At 71.1% G+C, this 8096-nt stretch carries 7 protein-coding genes; 4 read left to right on the top strand and 3 right to left on the bottom strand.

The annotated features are described in order from the left end of the window. The 3 genes from ACOJVU_RS15200 to ACOJVU_RS15210 form a co-directional block, all read right to left on the bottom strand. Positions 1-1088, bottom strand: a 1088-nt coding sequence (locus tag ACOJVU_RS15200; RefSeq protein ID WP_421530540.1) for an amidohydrolase, incomplete at its 3' end; no start/stop codon positions are given. Continuing rightward, positions 1085-2269, bottom strand: coding sequence for a M20 family metallopeptidase (locus ACOJVU_RS15205; protein WP_421530541.1), 1185 nt, complete (start codon positions 2267-2269; stop codon positions 1085-1087). The genes ACOJVU_RS15200 and ACOJVU_RS15205, both read right to left, overlap by 4 nt. Before the next feature lie 48 nt (positions 2270-2317). After that, the gene (locus ACOJVU_RS15210; protein WP_421530542.1) at positions 2318-3040 is read right to left on the bottom strand and encodes a cutinase family protein; all 723 of its coding nucleotides are present in this window, start codon (positions 3038-3040) and stop codon (positions 2318-2320) included. Between the two features lie 228 nt (positions 3041-3268). Here ACOJVU_RS15210 and ACOJVU_RS15215 point away from each other — a divergent pair, with 228 nt between their 5' ends. From ACOJVU_RS15215 to ACOJVU_RS15230, 4 genes are all read left to right on the top strand, one after another. Continuing rightward, positions 3269-5185 carry a PPE family protein gene (locus ACOJVU_RS15215; RefSeq protein ID WP_421530543.1) on the top strand — a complete coding sequence of 639 codons (1917 nt, stop codon included), beginning with the start codon at positions 3269-3271 and terminating at the stop codon, positions 5183-5185. A 130-nt stretch (positions 5186-5315) separates the two neighbouring features. Next, on the top strand, positions 5316-5537 hold the full coding sequence (locus ACOJVU_RS15220; RefSeq protein ID WP_421530544.1) for a hypothetical protein: 222 nt from the start codon (positions 5316-5318) through the stop codon (positions 5535-5537). An 11-nt stretch (positions 5538-5548) separates the two neighbouring features. Beyond that, positions 5549-6355, top strand: a complete 807-nt coding sequence (locus tag ACOJVU_RS15225; RefSeq protein ID WP_421530545.1) for a purine-nucleoside phosphorylase — start codon at positions 5549-5551, stop codon at positions 6353-6355. Beyond that, positions 6352-7956 (top strand): phospho-sugar mutase, encoded by a 1605-nt coding sequence (locus tag ACOJVU_RS15230; protein WP_421530546.1) that lies wholly within the window; start codon positions 6352-6354, stop codon positions 7954-7956. Before ACOJVU_RS15225 ends, ACOJVU_RS15230 begins: the two co-directional genes overlap by 4 nt. Positions 7957-8096: the final 140 nt, after the last annotated feature.

The following is an 8096-nucleotide window of genomic DNA, read 5'->3' on the forward strand; positions in this document are numbered from 1 at the left end:
TGGTGCAAGTCCAGTTGCGCACCCTCGCCCGACCACACGCCCAGTCGCGCCATCGCGCCGGAGATCTCCTCCAGGTACCAGGAGAAGTCCTCACCCCCACCGGACTGCCGGGTGTCGGCCAGCACGTCGGGGCCGATGGCCTCGATCGCATGCGTGAGGATGTGCGTCGCGACCTCCTCGTTGACCACCGGCGGCACCCCGCGGCGGTATCGCATGGTGTGCTCGATCCCCAGCGGCGACAGCAGCGCGGCGGTCGCCTCGCGGATGATCCCCTCGAGGGACACCCACGCCTGCCGGCTGGCCGTTCGGACGGTGCCCGACAGCACCCCCGACTGGGGAATGGCGTTGGCGGCCACGCCCGCGTTGACCGCACCCCACACCAGCACCGTGCCGTTTCGCGGGTCGATGCGACGCGAGAGTACCCCGGGCAGGCCGGTGATCAGGGTGCCCAGCCCGTAGACCAGGTCGGCGGTCAGGTGCGGACGCGACGTGTGCCCACCCGGCGAATGCAGCGTGATCTCGATCGAGTCGGCCGCCGAGGTGATGGGACCCTGCCGCACCGCCACCTTCCCGACCACCAGGTGCGGGTCGCAGTGCAGGGCGAAAATCCGGGTCACGCCGGCCAGCACCCCGGCCGCGATGGCGTCGATGGCGCCGCCGGGCATCAACTCCTCGGCGGCCTGGAAGATGAACCGCACGCCCACCGGCAGCTCGGGCGCCGACGCCAGCGCCTGCGCGGCGCCCAGCAGGATCGCGGTGTGCGCGTCGTGGCCGCAGGCGTGCGCGGCGTCGGGCATTCGCGAGGCGTACGGCGCGTTGGTCCGCTCGGCCATGGGCAACGCGTCCATGTCAGCCCGCAACGCGATCCGCGGCTCGTGCTCGGGGCCGATGTCGCACGTCAGCCCGGTGCCGCCGGGCAGCACCTTCGGATTCAGTCCCGCCTCGGCCAGCCGTTCGGCGACGAACTGCGTGGTGGCGTACTCCTGACGCCCCAGCTCCGGATGGCGGTGGATGTGCCGGCGCCAGTCGACCAGGTCGTCGGTGTGTCCGGCCAGCCATGAGGCGGCGACGTCGCCCAGGCTCGTCATGAGTGGACCCGCCGTTCTCGGGCCGCCAGCACCCGGTCGCGTTCTGCGCGACTTTCGGCCAGGCGGACCACGCTGCGCGCCAACATGATCGCGGCCTCGACGACAGCCCGGTCGGCGCTGGGCCCGGCCGCGGCCGCGGCGAAGGCGCGCTGGTGCACGGTGGCACCGCCGGCGTCGACGCCGATCACCGGATGGATCCCCGGCAGCACCTGCGTCACGTTGCCCATGTCGGTGCTGCCCATCGGCAGCGCCGCCTCCACCTCGGGGGCCACCGGCTCGCGCCCGAGCCTGCGCATCTCCGCACGGCACACTGCGGCCAGCCAGGGGTCGGGTTTGAGTTCGGCGTAGGGCGGTGCGGGCCGGTCGATTTCGTGTTCGCAGCCGGCGGCCAGGGCGCCGGCGGCAAAGCATGCAAATATCCTGCCCTCCAGCGCTCGCAGCGACTCCGATTCGGCCGCCCGCATCGCGTACTGGATCGCGGCACGGCCGGGGATGACGTTGACCGCCTGGCCGCCGTCGGTGACGATCCCGTGCACGAGCTGGTCCGGGGCGAGTTGCTGGCGCAGCACCCCGATCGCCACCTGCGCGACGGTCACCGCGTCGGCGGCGTTGACCCCCAGATAGGGGGCGACCGCCGCATGCGACTCCTTGCCGCGGTAGCGCACGATCGCCTCCGACAGCGCCAGCGACCGGGCTGCGGCGATGTCGGACGGCCCGGGATGCGCCATCACCGCCACCGCGACATCGTCGAAGATCCCCGCCTCCAGCAGCAACACCTTGCCGCCGCCGGCCTCCTCGGCCGGTGTTCCCAGCAGTGCCACCGTCAAACCGAGCTCGTCGGCCACCTCGGCCAGCGCCAAGGCGGTTCCCACCGCGGATGCCGCGATGATGTTGTGGCCGCAGGCGTGCCCGATCTCGGGCAGCGCGTCGTATTCCGCGCAGACGCCGACCACCAGCGGGCCGCTGCCGAAGTCGGCGCGAAACGCGGTGTCCAAACCACCGGCGGGTGCGGTGATCTCGAACCCGCGCTCGGCGACCAGCGCCTGAACCTTGGCGCAGCTGCGGTATTCGGCGAAGGCGAGCTCGGGCTCGGCGTGGATGGCGTGGGACAGCTCGACGAGGTCGGCGCCACAGCGCCGCACGATGTCCTCGACAGTGTCAGGTGCGGTGGCGGTGGGCATTCTCGCAGTATCTCACCGCCGCATTCGGGCCCTGCCGCACGATGACGCCTAGACCAGTCCGGCGATGAATGTGGCCGCCTCGCCGGGGTAGGGCGGCGCCGCGTAGTCGTGGTGCGCATCGCGGTCGCGACCACCGACGACGCACACGGGATCACCGGCGCTGCACAGGTCGATTGTGCGGCCGGCGAACTCACCTGTGGTCGAGAGCGGCGTGTCGAAGCGGTTGCCGGGGTTGCCGAACACCGCGACCGCCCGCACCTTGGCCGCCAGATCAGGATCCAGTGCGGGGGCCGATCCCACGTTGCCGATGGTCGGTCCGACGGGCGGCACCCCCGCCAGCATCGAGACCACGGACGCGCCCTGCGAGAAGCCGCCGAGCGCCAGCTTCGTCGACGGGCAGCGCTCGGTCATCTCGGCGATGTGGTCGCGGGCGTCGTTGGCGCCGTCGGCGGTGGTCAGGAAGTTGTAGCTGGCCGGGTAGTTCACCGCATAGCTGTCAACACTGCGCGAGCCCAGCGCGGGCCGCAGCGCGGCCAGCAGCGCTTCTCCTTCGGCCCCCAGGCCGGGCGGTTCGGCGGTGCCGCGGGCGAAGATCAACTGGACATCGGCGCACCCGTCGGCCCGGGCGGACGGCGCGGGACCCGTGAGCGCCGCGCCCGCAATCACCACGACGACGCCCAAACCGACGCCCAAACCGACGCCCGAACCGACGCCCGAACCGACGCCCGAACCGACGCCCGAACCGATGATGAACCGGCTACGAAAACCCATGCGGGCGATCTTGACACACGCCGGAGTTCGCCACCGCGGCCCCGCACCCGATCGCCTGGTCCGCGGTTCCAGGCTGGAAGAATTTTCCATTGATAGTTGGTGTGGCTAATGACGTTGCGCGCGCTCGAACGTTAGAGTCACGCTGGCTTTTTTCTGAGCCACGTTCGCGTGGGGGCGACGACGGCGGTCGGCCACCACCACGGGTCCGCCGAGAAGGGACCGTGAGTAATGAGTTTCTTGGTGTGGCCCCCGGAGATCAATTCGGCATTGCTCTACAGCGGCGCCGGGCCGGGCCCGATGCTGGAAGCCGCGTCGGCGTGGGATGGGCTGGCCGACGAATTACAGGCCGCGGCCTCGTCGTTTTCGGCGGTGACCTCGGGGCTCACGGGTGAGGCCTGGCAGGGGCCCGCCGCCACGGCCATGGCAGCCGCGGCCACCCCGTACGCGGGCTTTCTCAGCGCCGCCGGCGCGCACGCACAGTCGGCGGGCCACCAGGCCCGGGCGACGGCCTCGGCGTTCGAGGCAGCATTCGCCGCGACCGTGCACCCAGGCGTGGTCGCGGCCAACCGCGGCCAGCTGATCTCGCTGGTGACCTCGAACTTGTTCGGCCAGAACGCCCCGGCGATCGCCGCCGTGGAGGCCCACTACGAACAGCTCTGGGCCCAGGACGTGGCCGCCATGACCGGCTATCACGCCGGCGCGTCGGCCGCGGCCACGCAGTTGTTCTCGGTGCAGGCCGCGCTGCAGGGCACGACGGCCCAGCTGAGCCTGCCCAACGTCAACCTGGGCGTCGGCAACCTCGGCGGCCTGAACCTGGGCAACGGCAACACCGGCAACCTGAACCTGGGCAACGCCAACATCGGCTCCCAGAACCTCGGCAGCGCCAACATCGGCATCCACAACCTCGGTGCCGGGAACTTCGGCAGCACCAACCTGGGCTTCGGCAACGGGAGCTCGTACTACGGGGTCACGTCGAATTTCAACATCGGCGGCGGCAACATCGGCAACTACAACATCGGCTTCGGCAACGCCGGCCTCGATGCCACGGCGGGGATCGGCAACGTCGGTCTGGGCAACCTCGGCGTCAACAACATCGGCATCGGCAACGTCGGCGGCGGCAACATCGGCTTCGGAAACAGCGGGGCCGGCGGCGACGCGGGCTTCGGCAATATCGGCTTCGGCAACCTCGGCAACAACAACTGGGGCTTCGGTAACACCGGCGCCGGCAACATCGGCTTCGGCAACAGCGGCACCGGCGACATCGGTTTCGGACTCACCGGCAACAACCAGATCGGTTTCGGCGGCTTGAACTCCGGCAGCAACGACATCGGCTTCGGCAACTCCGGCAACAACGACATCGGATTCTTCAACTCCGGCAACAACAGCTTCGGCATCGGCAACTCCGGGCTCACCGACACCGGGTTGTTCAACTCCGGCCAGATCGCCACCGGCCTCGGCAACTCCGGCGGCGGCGACACCGGCATCGGCAACGCGGGCCAAAACGCACTCGCGGGCAACGGCATAAATGTCGGCTTCGGCAACGGGGGCTTCAACGACATGGGCGTGGCGAACGCGGGCTATGGGAACACGGGCAGCTTCAACTCGGGGGACAGTAACACGGGCAGCTTCAACCCGGGCTTCTGGAACACCGGCTTCGACAACGCGGGCAACTTCAACACCGGGATCGCGAACTCGGGCAACACCAACACGGGACTGTTCGACGCGGGCAGTGTGAACACGGGCGTGGGCAGTTCGGCCACCCAATCGGTGGCCAGCTCGGGCTTCGGCAACACCGGCACCGGCGCGTCGGGCTTCTTCAACACCGGCGGCAACCTCAACTCCGGCTTCTTCAACTCGGCAGACCTCCCGGGCCAGGACACGTGGAACACCGGGTTCTTCAACACCAACGCCCAAGGAGAGAACACCGGCTTCTTCAACTACGGATCGTTAGGGGGCGACACTGGCTTCTTCAACACCGGGACCAACAACGTCGGCGTCGGAAACGCGGGCGGCGGGGAGGCGGGCGGCAACACCGGCTTCTTCGACATCGGCAGCGGGCTCAGTTCGGGCTTCGCGAACCTGGGCGCCTCGAGCTCGGGCTGGTTCAACCCGGGGGACGGGCAGTCGGGCCTGTTCGGGCTGTGACGCCCCGCCTTCAGACTCCGTGGCCAGCCGCCGCTGCTCGGCGCCCGTTCTCACTCCGACCGCGCATAAAACACCGGAGAACAGCGCGGCAGGAAACGGGGTCGGGGCCGAGCACTCGATGAGACACCGCATGGCGATGATCGAGCGGCACACCGCCGGCCTGGCACCCGGTTGGTACGTGCTCGACGGCTTCTTCTGGGACGACGTGTGTTTTGTTATGGCGGAGCCGTTCACCACGCAGGGTGACGCGCTGACGTGCCGCTCGGCGCTGGAACGCGACAATGCGCTGCGGCACTACTACATCGACGAGGTCACGGCGCGATCGCCGGGCGAGGCGCCCCAGCCAGGCTAGGCTCGCCAAGTATGAGCGACGCCGCGACCGACACCGACGACCTCGCCGTTCGGGCGGCGCGGGTCATCGCCGAGCGCACCGGGGTGCCGCGGCACGATGTCGCCGTCGTTCTCGGCTCCGGCTGGTCCTCGGCGGTCGCGGCCCTGGGCTCGGCCACCGCCACGCTCCCCCAGGCCGAGGTGCCCGGGTTCACCCCGCCGAGTGCCGCCGGGCACAGCGGTGAGCTGCTGTCGATGCCGATCGGCGGGCACCGGGTGCTGGTACTGGTCGGCCGGGTGCACGCCTACGAGGGCCACGACCTGCGCCACGTCGTGCACCCGGTGCGGGCGGCCTACGCGGCCGGCGCGCGCGTCGTGGTGCTCACCAACGCGGCCGGCGGGCTACGCGGCGACCTGACCGTGGGCCGGCCGGTGCTGATCAGCGACCACCTGAACCTGACCGCGCGGTCCCCGCTGACCGGTCCGCAGTTCGTGGACCTGACCGACGCCTACGCGGCGCGGCTGCGCCGGCTCGCCCGCGACGCCGATCCCGAGCTGACCGAGGGGGTGTACGCCTGCCTGCCCGGGCCCCACTACGAGACGCCGGCCGAGATCCGGATGCTGCGCACGCTGGGTGCCGACCTGGTGGGCATGTCGACGGTGCACGAGACCATCGCGGCCCGCGCAGCCGGCGCCGAGGTGCTGGGGGTGTCGCTGGTGACCAACCTGGCCGCCGGGATCGGCGGCCAGGCGCTCAGCCACGCCGAGGTGCTCGCCGCCGGGGCCGCCTCGGCTCGCCGGATCGGCACCCTGCTGGCCGGCGTGATAGCCCGGGTATGACGCCCGAGGAGTGGATCGCACACGATCCCGACGCGGCCACGGCCGCCGAGCTCGCCGCCTGCGGCCCCGCCGAACTCGCGGCGCGGTTCGCCCGTCCGCTCGTGTTCGGCACCGCGGGCCTGCGCGGACCGGTACGCGGCGGGCCCGACGCGATGAACGTCGCAGTGGTCTCGCGCGCCAGCTGGGCGGTGGCGCGGGTGCTCTCCGCCGCCGGCCGGGCCGGTTGCGCGGTGGTGGTCGGCCGCGACGCCCGCCACGGTTCGGCCGCGTTCGCCACGGTGACGGCTGAAGTCTTTGCGGCCCAGGGATTTACGGTGATACTTCTGCCCGGGCCGTTACCCACGCCGGTGGTCGCGTTTGCGGTACGTGACACCGGCGCCGCCGCCGGGGTACAGATCACGGCCTCCCACAACCCGGCGACCGACAACGGTTACAAAGTCTACGTCGACGGCGGCATCCAGATCGTGTCCCCCACCGACCGCGAGATCGAGTCCGCGATGGCCGTCGCCCCGCCGGCCGACCAGATCGCGCGCACCCCTGTCGAATTCGCGCACACGGACCTGGTCGAGCGCTACATCGAGCGGGCCGCCCGGGTCCGCCGCGCCGCCGGTTCGGTGCGGGTGGCGCTGACCGCGCTGCACGGCGTGGGCGGTGCGGTGGCCGTCGAGACGCTGCGTCGCGCCGGGTTCGGCCGCGTGCACACCGTCGGCGCCCAGTTCGCGCCGGACCCCGACTTCCCCACCGTCGCGTTCCCCAACCCCGAGGAGCCCGGCGCCACCGACGCCCTGCTGGCACTGGCCGCCGACGTCGGCGCCGACGTCGCGGTCGCGCTGGACCCCGACGCCGACCGGTGCGCGGTCGGCATCCCGACCACCTCGGGGTGGCGGATGCTGTCCGGCGACGAAACCGGTTGGCTGCTCGGCGATTACATCCTTTCCCAGGAGAGGAAGCTGTCGCAGGCCGCGGAGCCGCGCAACGCCGTCGTGGCCAGCTCGCTGGTGTCTTCGCGCATGCTGGCGGCGATCGCCGCGCACCGCGGCGCGGCACATGTCGAGACCCCCACCGGCTTCAAGTGGCTGGCGCGCGCCGACTCCCAGGTCCCCGGCGGCACCCTGGTGTACGCCTATGAGGAGGCGATCGGGTACTGCGTCGACCCCGACGCGGTTCGCGACAAGGACGGCATCAGCGCCGCCGTCCTGGCGTGCGACCTGGTGGCCGCGCTCGAGGCGCGCGGCGCCTCGGTGTCCGACCTGCTCGACGAGCTCACCCGCCGGCACGGGGTGCATGACGTCGCGGCAGTGTCGCGCCGCGTCGCCGGCACCGACGAGGCCGACCGGCTCATGAACCGGTTGCGCACGGACCCGCCGGCCCGGCTGGCCGGGTTCACCACGACCGTCACCGACCTCACCGACGCGCTGATCTTCACCGGCGGCGACGATGCGGTGTCGGCCCGCGTCGTGGTGCGGCCGTCGGGCACCGAGCCTAAGTTGAAGTGCTACATCGAGGTTCGCTGCGCGGCCGGCGGTGAGTTGGCGGCGGTCCGGAAGCGGGCCCGCGCGCTGCGCGACGAACTGGTTGACCAGTTCGGCACCTGGGGCTAGTGGTCTTGCCCGGTAATCCGTCGGGCCCGTTCGCTGGGGTGTCGAGACTGCGGTGGCAGCGCCGAAACGCGAAAAAAGTAGCGCTGAGCACAGTCTCGACGCCGCCAGCGCAGACTCGGCACCACCGGCTTGGACCTAGA

It is taken from the genome of Mycobacterium sp. THU-M104, from assembly GCF_049197365.1.
GTDB lineage: Bacteria > Actinomycetota > Actinomycetes > Mycobacteriales > Mycobacteriaceae > Mycobacterium.